The 24091-nt window shown below is 50.7% G+C and carries 23 protein-coding genes; 5 read left to right on the top strand and 18 right to left on the bottom strand.

The genetic code is table 11. The annotated features are described in order from the left end of the window. Nucleotides 1–131 (bottom strand): transposase (locus D328_RS0114625; RefSeq protein WP_018885765.1); only part of this gene is annotated, 131 nt, incomplete at its 3' end. A gap of 368 nt (nt 132–499) precedes the next feature. Between D328_RS0114625 and D328_RS0114630 the strand changes: the two genes are divergently transcribed. After that, on the top strand, nt 500–724 hold the full coding sequence (locus D328_RS0114630; RefSeq protein ID WP_018885766.1) for a hypothetical protein: 225 nt from the start codon (nt 500–502) through the stop codon (nt 722–724). A gap of 339 nt (nt 725–1063) precedes the next feature. Here the strand turns inward: D328_RS0114630 and D328_RS0114635 are convergent, their stop codons facing one another. Further along, nucleotides 1064–1717 carry a GntR family transcriptional regulator gene (locus D328_RS0114635; protein ID WP_018885767.1) on the bottom strand — a complete coding sequence of 218 codons (654 nt, stop codon included), beginning with the start codon at nt 1715–1717 and terminating at the stop codon, nt 1064–1066. Nucleotides 1718–1887: 170 nt separating this feature from the next. Here D328_RS0114635 and uxuA point away from each other — a divergent pair, with 170 nt between their 5' ends. Continuing rightward, complete coding sequence (uxuA, locus tag D328_RS0114640) at nt 1888–2964, top strand: mannonate dehydratase (RefSeq protein WP_018885768.1); 1077 nt, start codon at nt 1888–1890, stop codon at nt 2962–2964. After that, on the top strand, nt 2965–4578 hold the full coding sequence (locus D328_RS0114645) for a mannitol dehydrogenase family protein (protein ID WP_018885769.1): 1614 nt from the start codon (nt 2965–2967) through the stop codon (nt 4576–4578). 601 nt (nt 4579–5179) lie between these two features. Here D328_RS0114645 and D328_RS0114650 read toward each other — a convergent pair. The 9 genes from D328_RS0114650 to D328_RS0114690 all read right to left on the bottom strand — a co-directional run bounded on the left by D328_RS0114650 (nt 5180) and on the right by D328_RS0114690 (nt 15727). Continuing rightward, entirely contained in the window at nt 5180–6607 is a 1428-nt protein-coding gene (locus D328_RS0114650; RefSeq protein ID WP_018885770.1) for an NAD(P)-dependent malic enzyme, read from the bottom strand. A gap of 257 nt (nt 6608–6864) precedes the next feature. Continuing rightward, complete coding sequence (locus D328_RS0114655) at nt 6865–8229, bottom strand: 2-hydroxycarboxylate transporter family protein (RefSeq protein ID WP_018885771.1); 1365 nt, start codon at nt 8227–8229, stop codon at nt 6865–6867. Between the two features lie 220 nt (nt 8230–8449). Next, complete coding sequence (locus D328_RS0114660) at nt 8450–9157, bottom strand: response regulator (protein ID WP_018885772.1); 708 nt, start codon at nt 9155–9157, stop codon at nt 8450–8452. After that, the gene (dcuS, locus tag D328_RS0114665) at nt 9154–10752 is read right to left on the bottom strand and encodes a DcuS/MalK family sensor histidine kinase (RefSeq protein WP_018885773.1); all 1599 of its coding nucleotides are present in this window, start codon (nt 10750–10752) and stop codon (nt 9154–9156) included. The genes D328_RS0114660 and dcuS overlap by 4 nt, the downstream gene beginning before the upstream one ends. A gap of 185 nt (nt 10753–10937) precedes the next feature. Next, complete coding sequence (locus tag D328_RS0114670) at nt 10938–12080, bottom strand: Gfo/Idh/MocA family protein (RefSeq protein WP_018885774.1); 1143 nt, start codon at nt 12078–12080, stop codon at nt 10938–10940. 22 nt (nt 12081–12102) lie between these two features. Continuing rightward, entirely contained in the window at nt 12103–12837 is a 735-nt protein-coding gene (locus tag D328_RS0114675; RefSeq protein WP_018885775.1) for a ThuA domain-containing protein, read from the bottom strand. A 199-nt stretch (nt 12838–13036) separates the two neighbouring features. Then, a complete protein-coding gene (locus tag D328_RS0114680; protein ID WP_018885776.1) occupies nt 13037–14203 on the bottom strand; it encodes a Gfo/Idh/MocA family protein in 1167 nt (388 codons plus the stop codon). A 330-nt stretch (nt 14204–14533) separates the two neighbouring features. Beyond that, nucleotides 14534–14842: a hypothetical protein gene (locus D328_RS0114685; RefSeq protein ID WP_018885777.1), complete on the bottom strand. Its 309-nt coding sequence runs from the start codon at nt 14840–14842 to the stop codon at nt 14534–14536. Nucleotides 14843–15013: 171 nt separating this feature from the next. Beyond that, nucleotides 15014–15727, bottom strand: coding sequence for an SMI1/KNR4 family protein (locus tag D328_RS0114690; RefSeq protein WP_018885778.1), 714 nt, complete (start codon nt 15725–15727; stop codon nt 15014–15016). A 91-nt stretch (nt 15728–15818) separates the two neighbouring features. Here D328_RS0114690 and D328_RS0114695 point away from each other — a divergent pair, with 91 nt between their 5' ends. Beyond that, complete coding sequence (locus D328_RS0114695) at nt 15819–17150, top strand: phosphodiester glycosidase family protein (protein WP_018885779.1); 1332 nt, start codon at nt 15819–15821, stop codon at nt 17148–17150. A gap of 327 nt (nt 17151–17477) precedes the next feature. Here D328_RS0114695 and D328_RS0114700 read toward each other — a convergent pair whose 3' ends face one another. The 6 genes from D328_RS0114700 to D328_RS0114730 form a co-directional block, all read right to left on the bottom strand. Beyond that, entirely contained in the window at nt 17478–17915 is a 438-nt protein-coding gene (locus tag D328_RS0114700) for an NUDIX hydrolase (protein WP_018885780.1), read from the bottom strand. After that, nucleotides 17912–18373: a DUF523 domain-containing protein gene (locus D328_RS0114705; protein WP_018885781.1), complete on the bottom strand. Its 462-nt coding sequence runs from the start codon at nt 18371–18373 to the stop codon at nt 17912–17914. Before D328_RS0114705 ends, D328_RS0114700 begins: the two co-directional genes overlap by 4 nt. A 318-nt stretch (nt 18374–18691) precedes the next feature. Further along, the gene (locus D328_RS0114710) at nt 18692–19576 is read right to left on the bottom strand and encodes a TIGR01777 family oxidoreductase (RefSeq protein ID WP_018885782.1); all 885 of its coding nucleotides are present in this window, start codon (nt 19574–19576) and stop codon (nt 18692–18694) included. A gap of 34 nt (nt 19577–19610) precedes the next feature. Further along, complete coding sequence (locus D328_RS30320; RefSeq protein ID WP_051091156.1) at nt 19611–20297, bottom strand: hypothetical protein; 687 nt, start codon at nt 20295–20297, stop codon at nt 19611–19613. Between the two features lie 185 nt (nt 20298–20482). Further along, nucleotides 20483–21229 carry a type I methionyl aminopeptidase gene (gene map / locus D328_RS0114725; RefSeq protein WP_018885785.1) on the bottom strand — a complete coding sequence of 249 codons (747 nt, stop codon included), beginning with the start codon at nt 21227–21229 and terminating at the stop codon, nt 20483–20485. A gap of 249 nt (nt 21230–21478) precedes the next feature. Then, nucleotides 21479–22471, bottom strand: coding sequence for an iron-hydroxamate ABC transporter substrate-binding protein (locus tag D328_RS0114730; RefSeq protein ID WP_018885786.1), 993 nt, complete (start codon nt 22469–22471; stop codon nt 21479–21481). 244 nt (nt 22472–22715) lie between these two features. On the opposite strand from D328_RS0114730, the gene D328_RS0114735 reads away from it, so the two are divergent. Continuing rightward, a complete protein-coding gene (locus D328_RS0114735; protein ID WP_018885787.1) occupies nt 22716–23096 on the top strand; it encodes a hypothetical protein in 381 nt (126 codons plus the stop codon). Nucleotides 23097–23219: 123 nt separating this feature from the next. Here the strand turns inward: D328_RS0114735 and D328_RS0114740 are convergent, their stop codons facing one another. After that, a complete protein-coding gene (locus D328_RS0114740; protein WP_018885788.1) occupies nt 23220–24086 on the bottom strand; it encodes an SDR family oxidoreductase in 867 nt (288 codons plus the stop codon). Nucleotides 24087–24091: the final 5 nt, after the last annotated feature.

The raw sequence follows: 24091 nt of genomic DNA on the forward strand, positions 1-24091 counted from the left end.
CGTTTGAAGATTTCAATTAAATCTCTTCTCACTTGATTATAGATTTCTTTCCGTCTATACTTCGGGGTGAACACAATATGGTATTTGCACATCCATTTTGTGTGAGCTAGGCTGTAGCTCTTGGTTGCCATTGATGACCATTCCTCTCTTTTGAGCCTGAACATCTCAATTTTATTGGAATGGTCATGGTGGTCAAACCCTCAATCCCTCCACCCGCATAGCGGGTGGTTTTTTGTTTCGCGCGCTTCACGCACTCAACTGGCTAAAGCCATAACAAAAAAACCTGCTTTCTGAGCAGGTTACAATCATTTCAAATCCGTATGTATCCCTTTATTACAACATCTCTTCTTCCGCCCCTTACGCAGTACAGCACCTCGTCGTTGTTAAATTATGCAATCCGTGTTTCAACAAATGCAACATATGGTAATACCAAGATGTTAACCCACGTATTTCACGTGTGAATACAGTCAGGTTTAGTTTCAAATAGGAGGCTAGACATATGCGAAAATTATTCCTTGGATGCACCTCGATCCTATCGGCTGTCATGATTATGTGTACTGGATTCCTGATCTCCGCCTTGAAGTCCGTAGAGCGGTCTGCTGATATCAACAGTGGGGCTTTTCGGTATAGCATCTTCAATATTGAATTCTGGTGGTTCATCATCCCGCTTCTGCTCCTGATCCTTGGACTGTGGCTCGTCTATTCCGCTGACAAGGACCAATGAGACCAAGCTCATCTTTAATAATGAATAAACGAAGGCCTTAACCTCTAAGTCTTTTTGTGCTGTTCGGGAATTGACTCCACTCCCTGAGTGTTAGCTACCTTTTAATCTCCCCAAACGCTATCCTCAACACCACTTGTATACAAGAACGAGAACTCAACCTATTATTTGAACACTGGCTATTATTCAATCACAAAGTTACTCCACCTCCACTGTGTTAGGTTAGGACTGTTCTCCCCCTGCTCAACTCTCCCTCTCGAAGCGAGCTTTCGCACAGTAGCCCCCAAGCTTCATTCCATTCAAATGCACATACACTTATACTTACACCGCCACACCCAAATTCTATTTCTTAATATAATCCGCGAACTGGCGCAAAAAATCTAACGAATGGATATCCTCGCGGAGATGATGATGAACGAGATCATCTATGCGGGAGGTATCTTTGTTCACCATACACTCCAGCATAGTCTGGTGCTCGTGCCAGATGTCCATCAGCTTGCCCGACTCCAGCATATGCAGCTTACGATATCGGATATAGTGAACGTTCGCCTGCTGAATCAGCTGCCACAGATATTCCCGGCCCGCGATCTGGAACATGGTCTGATGGAACTCATCATCCAGCTGCAGAAATGCATCCGTCGCATCTGCCTCCTCAATCACTGCACGCTGCTGATCCAGAATGCGACTCAGCCTTTGAGTATCGCTTAACGAGAGCTGTGTGGACAGCTCCTTCATGATTTCTTTTTCCAATGCGCTTCTTAAATAAATCATGTGCTCCACGGACTCGAGATCAATATAGGAGACGATATTCCCCTTCTTCGGATAAATATCAATATAGGACTCGAGCGCAAGCTGCTTCAGCACGTCGCGCAGAGGGGTTCTCGACAGCTGGAAGCGCTCAGACAAGGTAGTCTCACTGAGCAGCGTCCCCGGCTTCAGGGCCAGTGATAGGATATCATTCTTGAGCATCTGCTTAATTTCTTCCTTCGTGAACATGTCATTCCTGCCTTCACTGTATGAATTCTTTTATTATAGAGTATTTTACAGAGATGGCTCTCTCGAAATATCATTGACAAGAACAATTCCTATCATATATGATCGACTCGATCTTGTATACAAGATGAATGATGCATATGTAATCCACTACAATCAGGGAGGGTATTGTTATGAATATGACCTGGAGATGGTATGGGGAAGGCAATGACAACATTACACTCGATCATATCCGGCAGATTCCGGGCGTGATGGGCATTGTCTGGTCTTTGCATGATAAGGTAGCCGGGGAAGTATGGGAAATGGAACGCATTCAGGAGGTAGCGGATCAGATCACGAGCAAGGGCTTCAGCACGGCGGTCGTTGAGAGTGTGAACGTCCATGATGATATCAAGATCGGCCTCCCCTCCCGCGATCAGTACATTGATATTTATATCGACACCATTCGCAAGCTCGCCACAGTCGGCGTCAAAGTTATTTGCTATAACTTCATGCCTGTCTTCGACTGGACTAGAACCGAGCTGTACAAGGAACTGCCTGACGGGTCTAACGCCCTCTTTTATGAAAAGGCTGCCATTACGGATAATCCTCGCCAGATGGTCGACCGTATCCTCAAGGGAGCCGGGAAGTTCACCATGCCAGGCTGGGAGCCGGAGCGGCTCGCCAAGCTTGATGATCTGTTCGCAGCTTATGCAGATGTCAATGAAGACAAGCTATTTGAGAATCTGAAGTATTTTCTGGAGCGGATCATCCCGGTATGTGAGGAAGTGGACATTAAAATGGCAATTCATCCTGACGATCCGGCATGGCCTATCTTCGGCTTGCCGCGAATCGTCCGCAGTCGGGAGACCATTCAGCGAATTCTGGATGCCGTAGACAGTCCGTATAACGGCCTGACCTTCTGCACAGGCTCGCTCGGTACCAATCCTGAGAATGACTTGCCAGCGATGATTCGGGAATTCCACGAGCGTATTCATTTTGCACATATCCGTAATGTAAAAGTATTTGAAAATGGCGACTTCATCGAAGTCTCTCATCGTGGACAGGATGGCAGTGTCGATGTGCCAGAAGTGGTCAGAGCCTATCATGAGAGCGGCTATCAGGGATATGTGCGCCCGGATCACGGTAGACATCTATGGGGAGAAGAGCAGAATTGCCGACCAGGCTACGGCTTGTACGATCGGGCACTTGGCATCATGTACCTGCTGGGCGTATGGGATAGTCTCTCGCAAGGCAAAGGAGTGAGCTGAATGCTTCAGCTTAACCGGAAAGGCTTATTAGACACGTCAGGCTGGGAAGCAGCAGGCATCGAATTGCCGACCTTTGATTTGGAGCTTGTCGCCCACAATACAAGGGTCAAGCCGCAGTGGGTACATTTCGGTGCAGGCAATATTTTTCGGGGACTGGTCGCTAATGCACAGCAACAGCTGCTGAATAACTTGCAAGCGGATACAGGGATTATTGCCGTGGAGACCTTTGACTTTGAAGTCATTGATAAGGGCTATAAGCCGTATGACAGTCTTACGCTGCTCGTGCTGATGCGGGCAGACGGAAGATTTCAGAAGCGTGTGGTGGCAAGCATCGTCGAGGGGCTAGTAACAGAGGCAAGTCGCCCTGACGACTATCATCGCCTGATTGAAGTATTCGAGAATCCGAGTCTGCAGATGGCCAGCTTCACCATTACAGAGAAGGGCTACTCCCTAACGGGACCTGACGGCAAGTATCTGCCTGTCGTGGAGCAGGATATGACGAAGGGGCCTCAGCAGCCGCTGCATGTGATGAGCATTGCCACCTCCCTGGCGTATCGGCGCTACCTGAAGGGCCAGTATCCCATGACCTTTGTCAGCATGGATAATTGCTCACATAACGGTGATCTGTTAAAGGCCAGCATGACCACTATTGCCAAGGAATGGGCTACCCGAGGTCTGGTGGAGAAAGGCTTCATGGACTATCTGGAGGATGAGGGGAACATCACGTTCCCTCTCACCATGATTGATAAGATTACTCCAAGGCCCTCCTTGGAGGTGCAGGCTGCTCTGCAGAAGCTGGGCATAGCCGACATGGAGCTGATCGTCACCTCCAAGCATACGTATACTGCCCCCTTCGTCAATGCGGAGGTTAGTGAGTATCTGGTCATTGAAGACAAGTTCACGAACGGACGACCCGCTCTGGAGAAGGCGGGCATCATCTTCACGGACCGGGATACGGTGGATCAGGTAGAGACGATGAAGGTCACAACCTGTCTCAATCCGCTGCATACCGCTCTCGCTCTCTCCGGGTGTCTGTTAGGCTATCAGCTTATTGCCGATACTATGAAGGACCCAGCCTTGCGTCGTCTGATCGAGACCATTGGCTACAAGGAAGGGCTGCCTGTTGTCGTTGACCCTGGCATTATTCAGCCTACGACATTCATTGACGAGGTGCTGCAGGAACGCTTCGCTAATCCTTATATCCCGGATACACCGCAGCGGATTGCCACCGATACTTCACAGAAGATGAGCATTCGCTTTGGCAAAACGTTAAAATCCTATGTGGACACCGCAGGACTCGATCCCGGAGATCTGACGGCAATTCCCTTGACTATTGCGATCTGGTGCCGCTATTTGCTTGGAGTAGATGATCATGGAGTCCCCTTCACGCTCAGTCCTGACCCGCTAATGGATACGCTACAGGGATACTTACAGCATACGAAGCTAGGTGATCAGACCTCCGAGGTTCGCCGCCTGCTTGCGGATGAAAGGCTATTCGGTGTCCCACTATATGAGATTGGGCTGGGTGACAAGATTGAGGGGATGTTCCATGAGATGCTCGCCGGCCCTGGTGCAGTGCGCAGTACGATCGAGAAGTATGTGTGCGGGGAATAGCTAGATTTTTTTACATGCAGGATTCATAATAGGCTTGTGTTCAATCAGTGCTCAATCAGTGCTCAATCAGTGCTCAATCAGTGCTCAATCAGTGTTCGGTCTGAGAGCTATACGTCCTCGATATCTATACCTGTGCCTATTCGCCCTTAATTTCTGTAGCCTTCGGTACGAAGCACGCTGGCACATAAACGAAGATGTGTAACTGTTCATTCGGCAACGAAAGTGAAATATATCACAAAATTTAAGTATTCACTTGTAACTCAATCCTTTTTAAAGCTTCATACTGCTGTTAATGCTTATTTTAGTACTTGTTAATGCTTCTTCTTGAGGTTATCCATAGTTCACTTCATAATGCACTTGATCGTAATTTTCTTGCTACATTTACAAAAAGAACCTTCATGGTCAATGCAAAAGTGGCACGAAGGTTCTTTCTCTGATCCGCTGTTCTCTCCAGCAACTACGCTTCTATTTCTTCATTGATTCTATTTCTTCTACAACATCTACTTAATCCATTGCATCATTTGCATCTTCTACTTAATCCGTTATAAACTTTCCATCTTTTACTTCTGTGTGCTCTATTGCTTCTATGCCCAGTACTCTCTTAGTTCACCTGCTCCAGCACATTCCTGCGCGCGACGCCGCTATCTATGGCCGCCTTGGCTACAGCAAGCCGGATTCGCTCTACCACCCTTGGGTCAAAGGCATCCGGGATAATGTAATCCTCGCGCAGCTCAGAGGGCTCGATGACCGAAGAGATCGCCTCGGCTACAGCCAGCTTCATCTCGTCGTTAATATCACTAGCCTCACAATCGAGCGCCCCACGGAAAATGCCTGGGAAGCACAGCACGTTATTGATCTGGTTCGGGTAATCGGAACGGCCAGTCGCCATGACTTTCACATAGGGAGCTGCCAGCGCTGGATCAATCTCGGGCATCGGATTCGCCATTGCAAATACAATCGGATCAGCAGCCATGTTCTTGAGATCCTCGACGGTAAGTACATTCGGTGCGGATACGCCCACGAATACGTCTGCTCCCTTGATGACCTCGGACAGCACACCCTGCTCATTGTTCGGATTGGTCAGCTCTGCGAACTCGCTCCAATGTGGCTTATCGTAATTCGTCGCACGGTTAATCGCGCCTTCCCGATCCACGCCGATCAGATTCACCGCCCCTGCTCGCAGGAGCATTTTGGAGACGGAGATGCCGGCTGCACCGATACCGTTCACAACGATCTTCGCTTCACCAATGGACTTGCTGCACACCTTAAGTGCATTCAGCAGACCTGCGAGCACGACGATTGCTGTACCATGCTGGTCATCATGGAAGACAGGAATGTCCAACTCTGCTCTTAGACGAGCTTCAATCTCGAAGCAACGGGGTGAGGAGATATCCTCCAGATTAATGCCACCGAACGTAGGAGCGAGTGCTTTTACAATGGCAATAATCTCTTCTGTATTCTTCGTGTCAAGGCAGATCGGTACAGCGTCCACACCCGCGAACTGCTTGAACAAGGCTGCTTTCCCTTCCATGACAGGCATGGCTGCGCGAGGCCCAATATCCCCGAGTCCCAACACGGCTGTACCATCCGTGACGACAGCTACCGTATTTCGCTTTGTCGTTAATTGGTATGCCTTGCCCTGGTCCTTCGCAATCGCCTGGCATACCTTGGCCACACCAGGGGTGTACACCTTAGACAGATCCTCTTTGTTGCGGATCGGATGCTTCAGTGTGGTCTCCAGCTTCCCACCGTCATGCAGCTGCATAATCTCCAGCAATTGCTCTACTACATCCCCCCCACGCAGTTGGGAGACGGCTTTCTCGATCAGCACACGATCCTCGACATGCTCTACTTCGATTCGAACCTCCGCTTGCGCGAGATCGTCTTCCTTCGGGTCCTCCATGTGTGCGACGACTACGGTTCCATGATAACTCTCTACGATATGAATCAAGTCCGCCATATAGTTGCTTCCGCTTCCGTACTGTACTCGCAATGAGAACTGATGGGTATTATCCAATACCTGACTCATCTTAATCGCCTCCAAAATAATAACTACCTAATGAAATGAATGACACTTGCACAGTCGACCCCTTGGTCATGTAATGTCATAATCATTTAATCTCAACAATCATTGAACACAATACAAACAATCATTACGTACAAGTATTCATTTACTGCAAACAATACGTTGTTATATGAATTAATCGAATTCTATTTACAACCTTGCCTATCTGTTGAGCCCCTAGATCCGTAACTGAATACAGAATGCTAGCTAGCGGACAGGCCTTAGCCTCCCCAGACCGAAATCAGCAGGGTAGCTGCCACAATCGTAAGCGCTCCACCAATCCGCGTGGAGATCTGTGCGAACGGCATCAGCTCCATCCGACCCGAGGCCGAGAGAATCGCTACGTCGCCCGTGCCGCCTAATCCGCCGCGACATCCTGTGACGATCGCTGCTTCTACCGGGTACATACGAACCCATTTGCCGACAAAATAGCCTGTGATAATCATGGCCGCAATAACGGAAGCACAAGTAATGACGTAAGGTACGGAGAGGAGCGCTGCCACATCCTCCAGCGGAATGTACAGGATGCCCAGACCGACCATAAGCGGCCAGGTCAGCGTACCCGATACGAATTTATACAGCTGATAGGCACCTTGCTCGATTTTGTAAGGCAGCAGCTTGCAGATTTTGAGCAGAGCCGCACCGAAGATCATCAGGATCGGACCTGGAATACCGACGAACGGGGACAACAGACTGCCCGTAATGAACAAGCTGCAAGCGAACAGCAGACCTGCTCCCATGAGCGGGAAATCAATTTTTTCCGAATCGTAGCTGCTGCCGCCGAGCTTCTGACCGTTCTTCTCCTTCACCAGAACACCGTTGCCGGTAATGGCAGGATTTTTGTCGGCCATTTTCTTAAGCAGACCTGCACCGATGATAGCGAAGACATTGCCGATGACAGCCGCCGGAATCATCTGGGCCACGTAACTGCCGGACTCCCCGCCAAGAATCTGTGAGAATGCGATGGATAACGGCAGAATGCCTTCCCCTACACCGCCACCGATGATCGGTACGATGATGTAGAAGAGCGTACGGTGCGCCGTATAGCCGAACATCATGCCCACACCCAGACCTACAAGGACTGCTGCAGCCGTACCTGCCATCATGGGGATGAAAATACGGATGAACCCGCTAATCAGCGTCTGACGATTCATGCCTGTAATGCTGCCCGCCACCAGACAGGCGATGTAGAGGTACAGAAAGTTCGACGTCTTCATCAGGGTATGCACCGAATCCACGATGGGCGGATTCAAGACGTTCCAGAAGACAAGGAAGGACGGCACCATGAGGGACAGTATCGCAGGACCGCCGATATTTTTCAGCAGAGGCAGGTTGAAGCCCAGATAGCTCAGCAGTACGCCCATAATCATAATAACTGCCAGACCACCGATCATATCATTGGGAAGCTGACCGAGAGCTGCGGCCGCGAAAATAATAATACCAAGCAGAATGTAAATAGGTAGTGGAATGACGCCAATCTTGAAGCCAAGCACTTTGGATAACGGACGGACATAAGACTCCGACGATACGCTTGTCTGCTTCGGTACTTCCGTGGAGCCTACCGAAGTCTCCATTGCTTTTTGCATGACGGGTGAACCTCCTTTAATGTTCTACAGCCCCATCATAGCGGTTTTGTAAGCGCTTTTGTTGTTATGTAAATAATCAATGAATTATTAAAGTTATTAAAGTAAACGTTATCAAAATGACTATTCCCTCTATTGTGTGACTATGGGATCATTGAATAACTTCTTTGTATAGCTGCTGTACCTTTAGTGTTCCGAGCAACTGCGAGATGTACAAGGGCTTTTACAAGTATTTGCTGATCCTCGTAGGCCCCTCTGCGGTCATGCGGTATTTCTGCACGGGCCTTCCTACCGTTCCATAGCTGAAATCCATCTCCAGCACCCCCATGTCCTGTAGCTCCGCAAGATACTTGCCGGACGATACACGCGAGATTCCAGCGCTACAGGCGATCTCCTCGCTAGTGAACCATTCGGAAGTCGTCGCCTCAATGGCTCTCCATACCGCGTGCAGAGTCTGCCGCGTGAAGCCCTTGGATAACGGGGTACTTCGGGTCGTATCCTTGGCGATCTTCGTTAGAGAATCCAGTTCAGCTTGGGCGAGCGTATCTGAGCCGGTGAACAGCATCGAACGCTCGCGATACTGCTCCAACGCCGAACGCAGACGGTTGAACTGGAACGGCTTGATCAGATAATCGACAGCACCACCACGTAGCGCCTGACGGATACTCTCCTTGTCACTGGCTGCCGAGATGACGATCACGTCGGCTGCCAGTGCCTGACCACGAATATCCGACAATAGCTCCAGCCCACTGTTTCCTTTCATGTAAATATCAAGCAGGATGAGATCATAAGACCTTGATTCCAGCAGCTCAAGCGCACGCTCGGCGGATTCCGCCCAATCTTCAGCTTGGAAGCCCTCAACCTGCTCCACATAGAATTTATTCATCTCGGCGACCATCGGGTCGTCCTCTACAATTAGCACTTTAATCATGTTTCCCCCTGTCCCCTCGCTTTGTACGGAATCCTGACGTGAAATTCCGTTCCTGTTAATCTTGAGCTCTGACAGCTCAATCGACCGCCGAGCTTCTTGACGCTGCGCATCACCAGATACAAGCCAATGCCTCTGTCCTGTCCCTTCGTCGAGAAGCCTTGCTCATACATCCGCTTGATGATATCCTCCGGGATGCCTGTCCCGTTATCACGGACGGTAACGACGAGCTCCTGATCCCGATGCACGAAGCCGACAGCGATCTCCTTGTCTCCTGGGCCACCTTCAGCCTCAAGCGCATTTTCCAGCAGATTACCTACAATAGTCACCAGTTCACGTGAGGTCTCTTCATCAGCACATTCCGGCAGTACTCCATCGTCCATAATGGTCATCTGAGCTCCCGTCTCACGCGCTCGGCTAAGCTTCCCTAGCAGGAACCCTGCCATAACTGAATCCTTGACCTGTCTGACCAGCATTCCCGCCTCAGATTGAAAATGATTCACCGTACCATTAAGATATTCCTCCAGACGATCATAACGGCGCATATGTGTGAGCCCGACCATGACATGAAGCTTGTTCATAAATTCATGAGTCTGCGCACGCAAGGCCTCCGCATATAAGGATACACCCGACAGTCGCTCCATGAGTATATCGATTTCGGTCTTGTCCCGGAAGGTTGCAATAGCGCCCTCAATCCGGCCATGCACGGTGACAGGAACGACATTGACCAGCAAGGTCAGGCCTTCCTGCTCGATCTCCATATCATTCAAAGCCTGCCCGCTATCCAGTACCTGATCCATTCGTAAGAGTGGGCTGAGCTCACGAGAATTCTGTCCTTCTTCTACTCTGGCATCACCTACCAGTCGCTTGGCCTCCGCATTAATCAGCGTAACGGTCCCTGCAGAATCAACAGCAATGATCCCTTCCTTGGCGGACTGCAGCATTGCGCTTCGCTCCTCCAGCAGCTTCGCAATCTCATCAGGCTCCATTCCAAGCATCAGTCGCTTGAGTCTACGAGCCAGCAGTACAGCACCAGAGATCCCAAGAACAGCAGCAATCAGAAGTCCCAGATACATAATCCAGCGATTATGTGCAACCGCCGAATTGACAGCATCCATCGACAGCCCTACAGCCACAGCTCCAAGCAGCTCTCCATCTACAATGACGGGGGCAAAGGCCCTAACCGAAGGCCCCATGCTTCCTTTTGCGATAGATATATGCTCCTTACCCTTCAACGCTTCAACCTCGTCCCCACCCATAAAGTGCTTGCCGATTCGCTCAGGCTCCGGGTGAGACAGTCTGATTCCTTCCGTATTCATGACCACAACAAATTGCACGCCGTTCAGTACACGAATCTCCTCGGCGAAGGGCTGGATCGCTGCAACATCCCCTTGCCCCGACAGTACCTGCTGGACTGTTGGGGTCCTCGATACTGTACGAGCGATTGAAATGGCCTTCTCCTCCAGATCCTCCCGAGTTAGCTCGGTAATCTTCATGTTGAACATCACATAGACTGTCAGCAGCACCAGTGCCAACACGGAACAGACCATCAGCGTGATCGTTGTCTGCAGACGCAAACGTTGCCTACCATTTCTCACCAGCACTCATCCTTTGGTCATTACGATCTCTTTCATCTTCCATCCTTAGCTTATAATGTAAGCATTGACTGTGCAATATTTATCATATTGCTCACATGGTGAGGACACCTGTTCGCTCACACTCATCCAGAAAAAAACCTTGCAGGAGCAACCCCTGCAAGGTTAGTACATTGCCTATGCTCTATTTAATCCAGCGTGTACAGCTCTTGTTCCAGAGGCAGCGGTGCTGGCCGTGTACAGCTGCTCTCCATCTCGTAAAAGGCCTGGCGATCCGAGGAATAATGGCAGGCCCACATCGCCTCCAGCACATGGTATGCCAGCTCGCCGCTGGCCCGATGCGGACGTTTATTCAGCCATGCAGCAGCCAGATCAGCCGGACCGATACCACGCGTATTCTCTGTGTACCCCTCTACTAGTGGTACCTCGCTCCATTCTCGTTCACCCCGTCTGCGATAACGGACAGGCCCGCCGAATGTATTCGGGTCCGGCACCTCCAGTGATCCTTCTGTACCATAGATCTCCATACGCGGCAGTGAGCTGCCTCCGAAGATGTCGAAGCTCGTAATCATGGTGCCGATGGCCCCCGACTCGAATTGCAGTAGCCCCGTTACATGTGTCGGGATCTCCACCGGAATCTTTTGCCCGCGCTTCTTCTCGCTGGTAATCGTCCGTTCTTCCAGAGCTGCGCCAGTCATTCCGGCAATACTCCGAATCGGGCCTAGCAGCTGCACCAGCGCCGTCAGATAATATGGACCCATGTCGAACATCGGCCCGCCGCCTGCCGCATAATAGAATTCCGGGTCTGGATGCCAGCCCTCGTGGCCACCTGACATCATGAAGGCCGTGGCACCCACAGGACGCCCGATTGCACCGCTCTCAATCAGACGCAGCGCCGTCTGAATGCCTGCTCCCATGAACGTTTCTGGAGCACAGCCGACGAGAAGACCACGCGAACGAGCCAGGTCCAGTACTTGACGTCCTTCCTCCAACGACACGGCTAGCGGCTTCTCCACATAGACATGCTTCCCGGCCTCCAATGCCTTGAGATTAATCTCGGCATGCACGGCAGGAATGGTCAGATTAATGATCAGGTCGATCTCGGGGTCCGCCAGTAACTCGTCTGGGGAGTAGACCTTAGCAATGCCATAACGCTCCGCTTGCTCCCTGGCTCGCTGCAGATCAAGGTCTGCACAAGCCGTCAGCTCCATAGAGCTGAACTTATTGCCATTTTCCATGTATATGCCACTGATCTTGCCGCAGCCGATAATGCCAGCTCTCAGCTTGCTTCTGTTACTATCATTACTTCTGCTACTTGCTTCGCTTCCCATAGCCCAGCACTCCTCCGCCTCGTTATTGGCTATCTCCCATGCCTGTATATGCGCCTGAAGCAGAGGCTCCGGACGACTTGCCTGCCTGTTGAGTCAGCCCCTTGCCCTCGGCTGCCCACAGGAAGCCGCGCCGCATTAGTTCCTTGACCTGTGCAATCTCCACGATATCCGCATGATGCCCCAGGGAATTGTAATAGACACGCCCGACACCCCAGCGCTTCGTCCAGGCGACAGGCATATCAACAGCCTTGTTCAGCCGGTGTGGTCCGTCCACCACGGGGAATCGTGTCGTAGCCAGCACCTCGACCGCAGGGTCCACATGCAGGTAGTAGTGCTCTGACTGTACAGTGAAGTCCTGTAATCCCGTCACCAGGGGACTTGAGCTCTGCTTGATCTCCACCGTGTAGAGCACGCCGTCATTTCCCGGATGAGCAACCCATTGCCCACCTGTCATGAACTGCCAATCTACATTTTTGCGAAATGCATCGCACATCCCACCATGGCAGCCTGCAAGTCCCGTACCGTGCTGCACGGCTGCAGACACGTTGTTCACTAGCTCCTGCTCAATCTCACCCATCGTCCAGACCGGTACGATTAGATCCAATCCCAGCAGCTTCTCTGCATCTGCAAAAGCCTCAAGCGTATTAGACACCTCAACCTCGAATTGCTCCTTACGCAGCATGCGGGCAAATATATTGGCCACCTTCTCCGGTTCGTGTCCGTCCCAGCCTCCCCACACAATGAGCGCTTTCTTCATGAAGACCGCCTCCCTTGATCAATTCAGTTCCTCGCCTCATGGGTAGCAGCAGCTTCTGCCGCTTGCCATGGGCATCCAAGATTACAACGACAGTAGACTCCTTGCGCACCCCACCCTGCATTCAGCATCGGGGCTGCTTCATTATCTAATACGTGTGATGATATGGAATGATGAGTAGGTGTGAATGATCAAGCTTCAATTACATATCAGCAATGCGTACCCAGCGCTTCTCCGCAACCGACTTCTCGACCGCCTCCAGCACAGCCTGACACTTCACACCGTCCCGGAAGTTCGGCTCAGGCTGGCGCCCTTCGCGAATCGCTGAAGTCAGCTCCAGCATTTCATGAATGAAGGTATGCTCGAACCCGATCGTATGGCCTGGGGGCCACCAGCTACTGGCATACTCATGCGCAGGGTCCGTCGCCAGTACCCGCCGGAAGCCTTGTACATCCTCGTCATCCGAGGTAAAGTATACCTCCAGCTCATTCATCCGTTCAAAGTCAAATCGCACACTGCCGAGGCTCCCATTAATCTCGAACGCATTCGTTGATCGGTGTCCTGCGGCAAAGCGAGTCGCCTCGAAGCTACCGATGACACCGTTTTCAAATCGAGCCATGAATAATGTCGCATCATCGACTGTGACGGGCCCGCGAGGGGCGTCCTTGCTCTGTCCAGCCTTAGCACTCAAGCCTGTCATCTCGCTAGCAAGCGGTCTTTCCTTCACGAAGGTCTCACTCATGCCTACGACCTCCTCAATATCCCCGACAAGATCATGGGCCAGATCAATCAGGTGTGCTCCGAGATCACCGAGCGAGCCTGAGCCAGCTACATCCTTCTGTAACCGCCACACCAGCGGGAACTCCGGGTCCAGAATCCAGTCCTGCAGGAACCAGGCCCGAAAATGATACAGCTTGCCGAGTCTTCCACTCTGTACCAGCTTCTTGGCCAGCTTGACGGCAGGTGAGAACCGATAGTTGAACCCCACCATGTGCTTGACGCCTGCTTGCTCGGCTGCCTCCAGCATTTCCCGCGAATCCGCCAGATTCAGCGCAAGTGGCTTCTCACAGAAGATATGCTTGCCAGCCTTCGCCGCAGCCAGTGCAATCTCCTTGTGTGCGTCACTGGGGGCGTTGATGTCAATGACATCAATGTCATCCCGAGCAACCAGCTCTCTCCAATCGGTCACACTCTCGTCCCAGCCCAACTGACCTGCTGCCTGCTGCACAGCCATTGCATCCCTTCCGCAAATGACGGACATCCGTGGATATAAGGCCTCCGGGAAAAACATTGGCAGACTGCGATAAGCGTTGCTGTGCGCCTTTCCCATGAATTTGTACCCGATCATGCCGATTCTTAGTTGTTGCATAAGCAACCTCCTTGTCATCTGTGTATGATCTGCATAACTTGAGATGGTAGTTCGAACTTGATGCCGGCTCTGCTCCCTTGATGCACTCGATCTTCAAGAACCTTATTACGCAGGAAGCATTATTATGGAAAATAAGACCTAATACAAACAATGTAAGTATATTCAAAAATCTCCTGATATACAAACGTTCTATAGCACGAAAAAACGGAGCGGGCCTCCTAGCCTACTCCTCATACGGGGAATGTCTCCCGAATGCTTCAGTTATCACCAACGCTGTATCCCACAGATGAATGATCTGATTGTCGAGAGCGCCTTCAAAAAAAGAAAGGCCTAGCACTCATGATCCGTGCCCCTCGTTCCTTCCGTCCACTTACGCTTCAGTAACCATAGGCCATGAAGGATGGCATAGATAATCATGACATTCAGGAAATAACTGAGCAAATTAATACTCAAATTATGAATAAACCATTCGCTATCACTGGGGCGCAGCCGATATTCCGTCAAAAAGGTGAAGGGAAATCCGAATTCCGCACGAGCGGCCCCCTCTCTAGGAATTTTACCTGGGAACACAAATACAGTCAGCAGCGCGATCCACACCGACAGGTGAAATATTCTGGTATTCAACACCCCTGCTGGCATTCGGCAGCCTCCTCTCTGCAATCTCTTGGCCTCATTCCAGTGTCAGGTCCAGCAATCTTTCCCATCGTAGCATGATTTGGTATAGTCTAGAACCTTCCTTTTTTGTCATAGCTCGCCCCAGATTAGCTTGTGTAAACAAGCTACTGCTGTATCATTTACTTCTATTAACAGCTACTCCGAGGCACGCTCTCCCCCGTGCTCCACCACCATGCTCGTTATGTTCGAGAGCAGCTCTCCCGGGAGCGCATAGCTTACAGCTACCTCACGCCCGTAGGCATAGTTGAATCTGACATAGCCCCCTATAGCGCGGTAGAAGAGCTTGCAGGTGTATTCATTTTCCACACACAGCTCTGGTGCAAAGGTAGCTCTCAGTGTCTCGGCCAAGCTCTTCAAGGACCCCTTATCTGCATCCATCAGATAGAACTCATGCTGGCCCTGCTCCTGCCAAGGCTCATAGTACCGCTCCGGGTCAGCCTGTGGATAGAACGCTTCGAGCCAGTGATCCATGGACTGGGTGAAATCTCCCTCCATTACAGACAGCACACAGATCTCATCCGCATGACGAGGGAACCACAGCAGCCCTTCCACATGGCGACTCACAGCAATGAAGTCACCATCAATCGTACTGGCCAGCACACAGCAGTCCCGAATCTGCTCACGAGTGATCGGCCCCTCCGCAGGATGCTCCCACAGCTCATAATCCGCGAATTCTCGCAGTCTGTCCTCATCCGGTAGCTCCACCTGAAGCAGCCCGCGATAGGTACCTGGACCGAAGGTCTGTATAAATTGGCTATACGAGTCAGGCAGTCTCAGTCCCTGCTCCGCTTCCCATGCTTGCAGCCACTCTTGGGACACGGCTTGTGTGATGTCTGATGCGATGTACATATGAATCTCTCCCTTTCGCTAACATTCAATTCTGGTCACTCTTACCCGATATTAAATAGAGATCTTTACTACATAAAAGGGGACTTTTGGAATGATGCAGCACTTTTTGAAGCAACGCAAGCGACTAGAACGACTAAAACACCTGGGAATATTCCAGCACTCGAAGCCTTCCCTACACCTGAACAAATCAGCGGAGCCTGCCCAAGTGGAGGGACCATGGCCACAGCTGGATGCCACAACAACTCAGAATGGGCCAATACGAAAAACAAGCCGCCTAGCCCTCTCACTACCCTTACGCATACTGACCGCTACCGTACTTGTACTAAGCTTGGCAGCCACTCCACTTTACGCAGCCGCCCCACCCAAAATGGTTGTCATTATGGATGATATGAACCGCTCCTACCTTCCGATTCGGCTCTTGAACGGGTTCGATGGAATGAGTATGAGCTACGATGCTTCCAGTAAGCAGATCCATATCACCAAGGGAGACAAAGAAATAATCCTTACGACAGGAAGTAAGACAGCCCTAGTGAATCAGGAGCGTGTAGAGCTGCCAAGTGCCCCGTTCACCGAGCAGGGGAACACATACGTACCTATACAGCTCATGAAGGAGCAGCTAGGACTTGCTATTACGTGGAATCAGGATGCTTCCTCTGTCCGCATTCAATCCGGCGAGCACAAGACTACGCTGCCGTTCATCAAAGGTACGAGTGCGCTGTCTTCCTCCAAGCCTGTCGAGAGCTCCGCACGAACCTTCAAGGTTGGCTCACGCAGCTTCTCGACTCAGATCGTCACGGTATCACTGCTCCATCCGAAGGTTCAGCTCGATGTAGCTCTGGCAGGGAATACGGTCGGCAAGGTACAGGACCTCAAGCAGATTGCCAAAGCTAATCAAGCTGTGGTAGCAATTAACGGTACCTTTTTCGATGCCTACACCACTAGCTCCTTCAAGACCCCGTACGGCTATATTGTTAGCGGTGGCGAGGTGCTGAAGGCAAGCTCCGGAGACCGAAGAACGATCTTCATGTACGATAAGAACCACTTGGCTGAGCTGATTCCTGGTCTGGAATTGGGCGAGCGCTTCAAGCAAGGAACCATGGAAGGCGCCCTGCAGGCGGGCCCCCGTCTTGTAACCAATGGTAAAGTATCCATTGATGTCACGAAAGAGGGCTTCAAGGACCCGAAAATACTGACAGGCGGTGGAGCCAGAAGCGCGCTGGGTATTACCAAGGATCACAAGCTTATTCTGTTGACAACCGGGGGAGCCACTATTCCGCAGCTCGCAGAGATTATGAAGCAAGCGGGTGCTTACCAAGCGATGAACCTGGATGGCGGAGCATCCAGTGGCCTGTATTACAACGGTAAGTACCTCACGACACCAGGTCGTCAGATTAGCAACGCGATCATTGTGACTACCAACTAGTTGTGACTATAAACTAATGTAGCTATTAACTAATTGTAATCATCAATTAGATCGTGAAGGAGCCACATCATGAGACACAGCACAAGCTCCTACATTAATAAGGGTAGTTCGAAATAAAGTAGCAGTATGGACAGTAACAGGAAAGGATGCACCAGGACAGTATACGCGACTAATATAGCGTAGATCGTAACAGAGCCGCTCATATTGACCACGAGCGGCTCTGTTACTTATGTTCACATTTTACTCAAGCCTATAGGCTGCTATGCTGACTTTCACCCTAGTTCCAGTCTACCCTCTTCATTTCCTGACTTTTCAAATTCGAGCCGTCTAGCTCCAGCCTACGCTTTCGAACCACAACTGCTCATGATTCTTGAGCAGAGCATTACGAATGTACGGAACCGTGTTCTCCGGCAGCTCGCTCAGTCGGAACCAGCGTAGCTCCCCACACTTATGCGGCTCGCAGTTCACAATCTCTCCACTCCAGCTGTGGGCAATCAGGTAAAAGTCGATCCACTCACTGCGTGTGTTTTTACGATGGTAAACGCCCACAAGCTCTAGCTCCTCTGGTTCTATATGTACACCTGCTTCTTCTCTAGCCTCCCGAATGGCAGCGGTCTTGACCTCTTCACCACCGTCAATCCGGCCTGCTACCACACTCCAGCTTCCATCTGCGAAGCCAGTATTTTGTCTTAACAATAACAATACTTCATCAGGCGCACGGTAGAACAAGATATGAACTGCGCCGTAAAATACAGGTTCTCTCATACTTCCTCCAATTCCAGCCACGCCGTCTCCGACATGACCTCTATTCCTTCCTTAATAAGCAAGGCTGCTGTTACGCCGCTGCCGGCAATCCGCTCGTTGCTGAACTGTCCGTTATAGATCTGCTTCGTGCCACAAGAGGGACTATACTCCTTAAGCACCACCAGCTTGACTCCAAGCTCTCTGGCTATCTCCAACGTCCTCATGGCCCCTTGAATGTACATCTCGCTCACATCTGCTCCAGTCTTGTCCATTACCTTCGCTGTGCCATTCAGCACATCCAGACCGCTGCCCCCAACGATCTCAGCCGGAGGCCTCGGTGTCGTAAAGCCGCCCAGTAACTCAGGACAGACCGTAACGGCCTGTCCAGTCTGCACCAATCGTTCCAGCTGATCCTCCAGACAATCTGAACCGTTATACCGTACCTTGTGCCCCGCCAGACAAGCACTTACCAATATCAATTCCTCATCTCCCAACCAGGCAGGACAAATCCAAGTACACACTGCACCTGCACCTGCACCTGCACCTGCACCTATACCTATACCTATAGATACCTACTCCTTGTACCTGTACCTGTACCTGTACCTGTATCTGTATCTGTACTTGTATCTGTATCCTTGTATCTGTACTTGCACCTGTACTTGTACTTGCACCTGTACCTGTATCCAATTCTTGCTTCCATTCTTGCTCTATCCTTTACTATACTCTTGCTGTATTGTCATGCCAATACGTATCAGGCGGATATCGTTATACTTCACTCACAGTATCGTAGGCTGCTCTTACAGGATGTCCTTCAAGGTCTGCTTCAGCGTGGGATATGTGAATGCAAACCCTGCTCGCTCCAATCGCTCAGGAATAACCCAACGGCTCTTGAGAATCAGCTCTGTCTCAGTACCAATCAGACCAGCCCCCATTTCCAGAAGCCAGGCAGGAGCCGGCAATCCGATGGGTGCCCCCAGTCCAGAGCGTAATTCTCTCATCAATTGTGTGTTGGAGACAGGCTGCGGAGAAGCACAATTGAATACTCCATCCAATTGCTCATGATCTTGCAGGAACCGGACAATCCGATACAGATCCTCCACATGAATCCAGCTGAACATCTGCTTACCCGAGCCTTGTGGACCTCCCAGGCCCCATTTCACCAAATTCCGATAAGGTCCCATCACACCACCGTCTGGGCCCAGCACAATCGAGATTCGTAGTGCAATCTGTCGTGTATCAGGACAATCGCATGAGAAGAAGGCATGCTCCCATGCCTTGGCTACCTCCACAGAGAAGCCGCTGCCCAGCTCCCCATGCTCCTCCGTCATAGGCCGATCCTCTGCATGTCGATAGATTGTAGCCGTGCTCGAATTGATCCATACAGGCGGCAGCTTCTCACAGCCTGCGATCGCAGCGCCAAGCTTCTCTGTCGTCGTTGTCCGAGAATTGAGGATTTCTGCCTTGTTACGCTCATTATAGCGGCAGTTCACCGATCTGCCCGCCAGATTTACCAGTAGCTCTGCTCCCTCTAGCGCAGCAACTATTCCATTTGTGTCATCCCAGGAAATATGTCCTTCCTGCCGGGAGATGATCTTCACGGTATATCCCTGCTCTTGCCATCGCTGTGCAAAATACTGTCCAATGAAGCCTGTACCGCCAGCCAAGACAACCTTTCCATTCATGAGTAGCAGCCCCTTTTCCGAAAAAATATCAAGCCTACTTATACTTCAGGTTCCAGTCCTTCGTCCATTCAGCAAATGTCATATCCGTCACCTCTTCCAACGTCTCGCCCTGAAGACTATATACAGAGCCGACATGTGGTTCATCATAATCTGGCCAGCTGTACCCGCCGATTACCTTACCCTCCGACAGCATAATAGAGACGAATGTCTGATGTCTGCTATTGCCCTTCATCTCATCCAGTGGATGATTGGTGACCGTGAACACGACTGTGCGAATCTTTTGACCGATATAATCTAGGGGCTCCACCTTCAGTGTGCTCCAATACTGCACGTAGGGAAGCTCGGTAAGCATGGGGCGTTCCAGCGTATACTCATAACCAATTTCTTCGTAATCAACAACTGTATAGCCTTGCTGTTGCACATAATGCTCTGCCTCCTGCAGCTCCGCCTTGGTCATGGTGGCGTTCCCACGATGTCGCTCAGCTTGCGGCCCATCAGCAGTGCAGCCCGCCAGTAAGCTCAAGACCAGCAAGCCCCATACGATGCACGCGGTATATTTGAACGACTTTATAGGTTTCATGGGCCTTGTAGGTTTGGTCATCATGGTCATACTGGGCTTCGTAGGCTTCATGGACTGTTTTATGGACTTGATGATCCTCATGGGCAGTATGGGCGGCATGATGTACATTAACCGTGGAAAGCTTGTGATTCGATGCTTCATCAGCTCCACTCCTTTTCCTGTCATGCTCCAAGTGTACCATCTGCTGATTGCCTATAGACGATAAAATATGGAAATGTGCCCAGAAAATCAAAACAGCGACCGTCAAGAACGAGATAGCTACGTCCTGGACTGCCGCTGTATTATTGAACCTGCGTACCTGGGCAGCATGGGCTCATTCGGACGCCCTATACTGCGGTCACAATCATTGGCTGATTCTTTGTAATGATAATCGTGTGCTCATGCTGTGCCACAAAGCTATTGTCGGGTACACATAATGTCCATCCGTCCGGTTGCTCATCCACATACCCTGCACCAGTTGATAAGAAGGGCTCAATGGTAATGACCATCCCTTCTTTCAAAGTCCTTTTATCGTGCTTGTTATATACAGGTAAAATCTCTGTTGGGGCTTCATGCAGAGATTTTCCTACACCGTGGCTACATAGATTCTTAATGACGTTGTAGCCGCCTTTTTTAGCTTCACTTTCAATAATTCTGCCGATCTCGTTCAATTTGACTCCATGCTTGAGCGATGAGATGACCTTCATCATCGTATCGTGTGTGTATTGACACAAACGCATTAATGTCGGGTTGTATGGAGCGATCGGAAAAGAATGGCCCGCATCCGCATAATAGCCTCCCAGTTCCGCTGAGACATCAATATTGACTAAGTCCCCCGGTTGAATGATTCGATTTCCTGGTATTCCGTGGGCAACCTCACGGTTAACACTAATACAAGTGTTGCCAGGGAAATTATAGGTTGACTTGGGAGCTGGTACGGCCCCATGCTTCTCCATGAACTGCCCCCCAATATCATCTAATTCCTTTGTCGTAATTCCGGGACGTGTGTGATTTTTCATTTCATGAATCGTCAGTGCAACGATTCTGCCTATTTCCTTCAGACCATCAATATCTTTTTGTGATCCTATTGTCATAATAGCTCCTCCGCTTTTCAGATGGATTTATTATAACATATCACAGAATGGTCCATTATTCGGTCTACGAAAAGAATCGCTCACCACCGCCTTAGCCAAGCAGCTAGGCCCGTAGAACTTCCACATAGAATGTGGAAAAAAAGACCGCTCTACGCAAGAACGGTCTTGTCTTTGAACAGCCTGTATCAACTAAATAATGGTCATATCGTTATGCTTCCCACAAAAGCAGAGTTACTTAACTCAGCGTATCTATTTACGCTCCAGTAGGCAATCTAGTATGAATTCAAGCTGGGCTTCCAGCGACACCGGATCGTTGAACAGATCTCCCTTGCGGTTCGTTGTGAACACCATACCATTCTGAACGGCAGGGAGACCCTTCCACACACTGCTCTCATACACTGCTGATGGATCTGCATCATCACCACTCCAAGCGTTGGTGAAAATATAATCACCTGCATAATCCGGCAGCTTCTCCATGGATAAATCCGCCCAGCCCTGACCACTATCAATGGCTTCCTTCTGAATCAGCGGGGGTGCCTTCAGATGAAATTCACCATACAATATATCTCCGCCACGGGCAAAGTTATGGCCGAAGGCATAGATTCCCTTGGCATAAGGCTGGAGAATCGATACCGTCTTATCACCGACAGCAGCCTCCACCTCTGGCTTCACCTCAGCGATCTTCTTGTCCCAGGACGTGATCCAAGCTTCAGCCTCGGCTTCCTTGCCCGTGATTTTACCGAATTCACGCAGTTGCTCACGCAATGGCAGCTCGCCATACTTGATCGCCACAGTTGGGGCAATCTTCGAATAGTTCTCAATCACTGCTGCGTCAAGCCAGCCCGGCGCAATGATCAGATCCGGCTGTAGCTCCAGAATCTTCTCGAAGGACTGTCCGTCCCCCAGGTCGGCAACGCCGTCCAGCTTTCCTTCAAAATATGGATTCTCCAGCGCCTGCTGCTTCACGCCGATGGGCTTGATGCCCAGCACCAGTAGATGTCCAACATAGCTATCCGCTACCTCTACCACTCGCTGGGGATTGCGGGGAAGCTGAACCTCTCCGTTCGAGGCCTGATAAGTAATCGTCTCGGATTGGCCACTCTCGCTTCCGCTTGCTGTTCCGCTAGTATCGCTTGAGCCTGTTGATGAAGATGTAGCTGCATTGCTGCATGCGGCCAACACACCAACGAGCATAAATGTTAACATGAGCATGGCCCATTTTCGAATTGAATGCACGTGCACAGTCTTCTCTCCTGCCTAGTTATATTGGTAATGAGTATCATTATCAACAGGATTATAGCAAGGATGTCACCGTCTGTCCACAAGCCTTTCCAATCGCCAGCCACTCTACTACAATATAAAAATGAGCCAATGAGCCGTTGTGTCCCAAAGTTACTGATGCGGATAGAGTTACGGATACTGAGCCTGAACAGCTGAGCGTGAACACACGACTTTAAACAGGCTCATTTTGTAAGGAGGTAAACCTATGGGCTGGGAATATGGAATCAAGCTTCCACAAGTCGAAGCCGACACAACTATAGACAGCAATCAACTTGTAGACAACAATCAACATGAGCAGCTAATTGAACGGATCTATGAAGAGCTAAGAGCAGAATTTCATGCTGCCTACCGAATAACCTACGAGCACGGGGAGATGATCGTATGGAATGATGAATATCCTGAGTGGCCTCATGTCTTGAATATACAGGTTGATCACCCCAGCACACCGCTGGACATCGTCGCTGCCGGAGAAGCATACATTCTGCTGCTCTTCCATACTGGAGGCAAGCAAGCCCGCGAGCTCAAGCTACAGCTGGAGCACATTGTGGCCCGCTACGCCCCAACAGCCGTCTGGTGGGAGCTGTAATGCACTGAGTTGCTACCTCTTGTTCTGCAACTGGGGCTGTCGAATGGCATAGCTATGGGTACATATCCTCGTAAGCGAATCCCTGCATGTCGCCAAGATCATACGACATAGTACGAAGATACCTTAACGTAACGCTCTCGCAATGATCAGCTCCAGCCACTTCCAAGGTAAAATAGCTTTTGCCCAGCACATCAACCCGGCTCCTTGGCCCACCGCATAACGAAGACGAGGGGAACGTTTGGAGACAATCCGTGCAATTAGGTCCGCCACTTGCTGTGGATCAGGCGCTGTCTTCGCAGCTTGTCTGGAGTAGCTCAGCACGGCATTTAACCTGTCCCGGTAAGGTGAGTCTTGGGCCATGCGGATTCGTCCCAGCCCCTTGTTCCAGATCGCCGTGCGGAATGCCCCAGGCTCCACGATGACGACCTTCACCCCGTAAGGTGCCATCTCATGACGGAGACTTTCGCTATATCCCTCGACGGCGAACTTGGAGGCTGCATAGGGCCCGTAACCTGGGAATCCCACCAGTCCGCTCACACTGCTGACATTGATGATGGAGCCGCTGCCACGCCGTCTCATATGAGGCAGTACCTCTCTTGTCATCGCTACAAGCCCGAAAAAATTCGTCTCCATCTGCTCACGCCAATCGGTGAGCGTCAGTTCCTCCACATAGCCGCCCAAGGCGAAGCCTGCATTATTTACCAGCACATCAATCTGTCCAAAGCGTCCAAGCACCTCGGCTACTGCCTGCTGAATGGATTCGCTATCGGTCACATCCAATGGAAGAAGATGTATTCGATCGGCAACTCCTTTTTCCCGTGCCAGAGCCATCAGTTCCCCCGCTCTAGCCGTATTTCGCATCGTCGCAGCTACCTGGTAGCCAATACTGGCCAACCTGACGGCAGTCAGCAGCCCAAAGCCACTGGACGTACCTGTAATCAAGGCGACTGGCCTATGCTTAGGTGCGCCCGAGCTCATTTGTGAATCCAATTACC

Source organism: Paenibacillus massiliensis 2301065 = DSM 16942 (genome assembly GCF_000377505.1).
In the GTDB taxonomy this organism is placed as follows: Bacteria; Bacillota; Bacilli; order Paenibacillales; family Paenibacillaceae; genus Paenibacillus; species Paenibacillus massiliensis.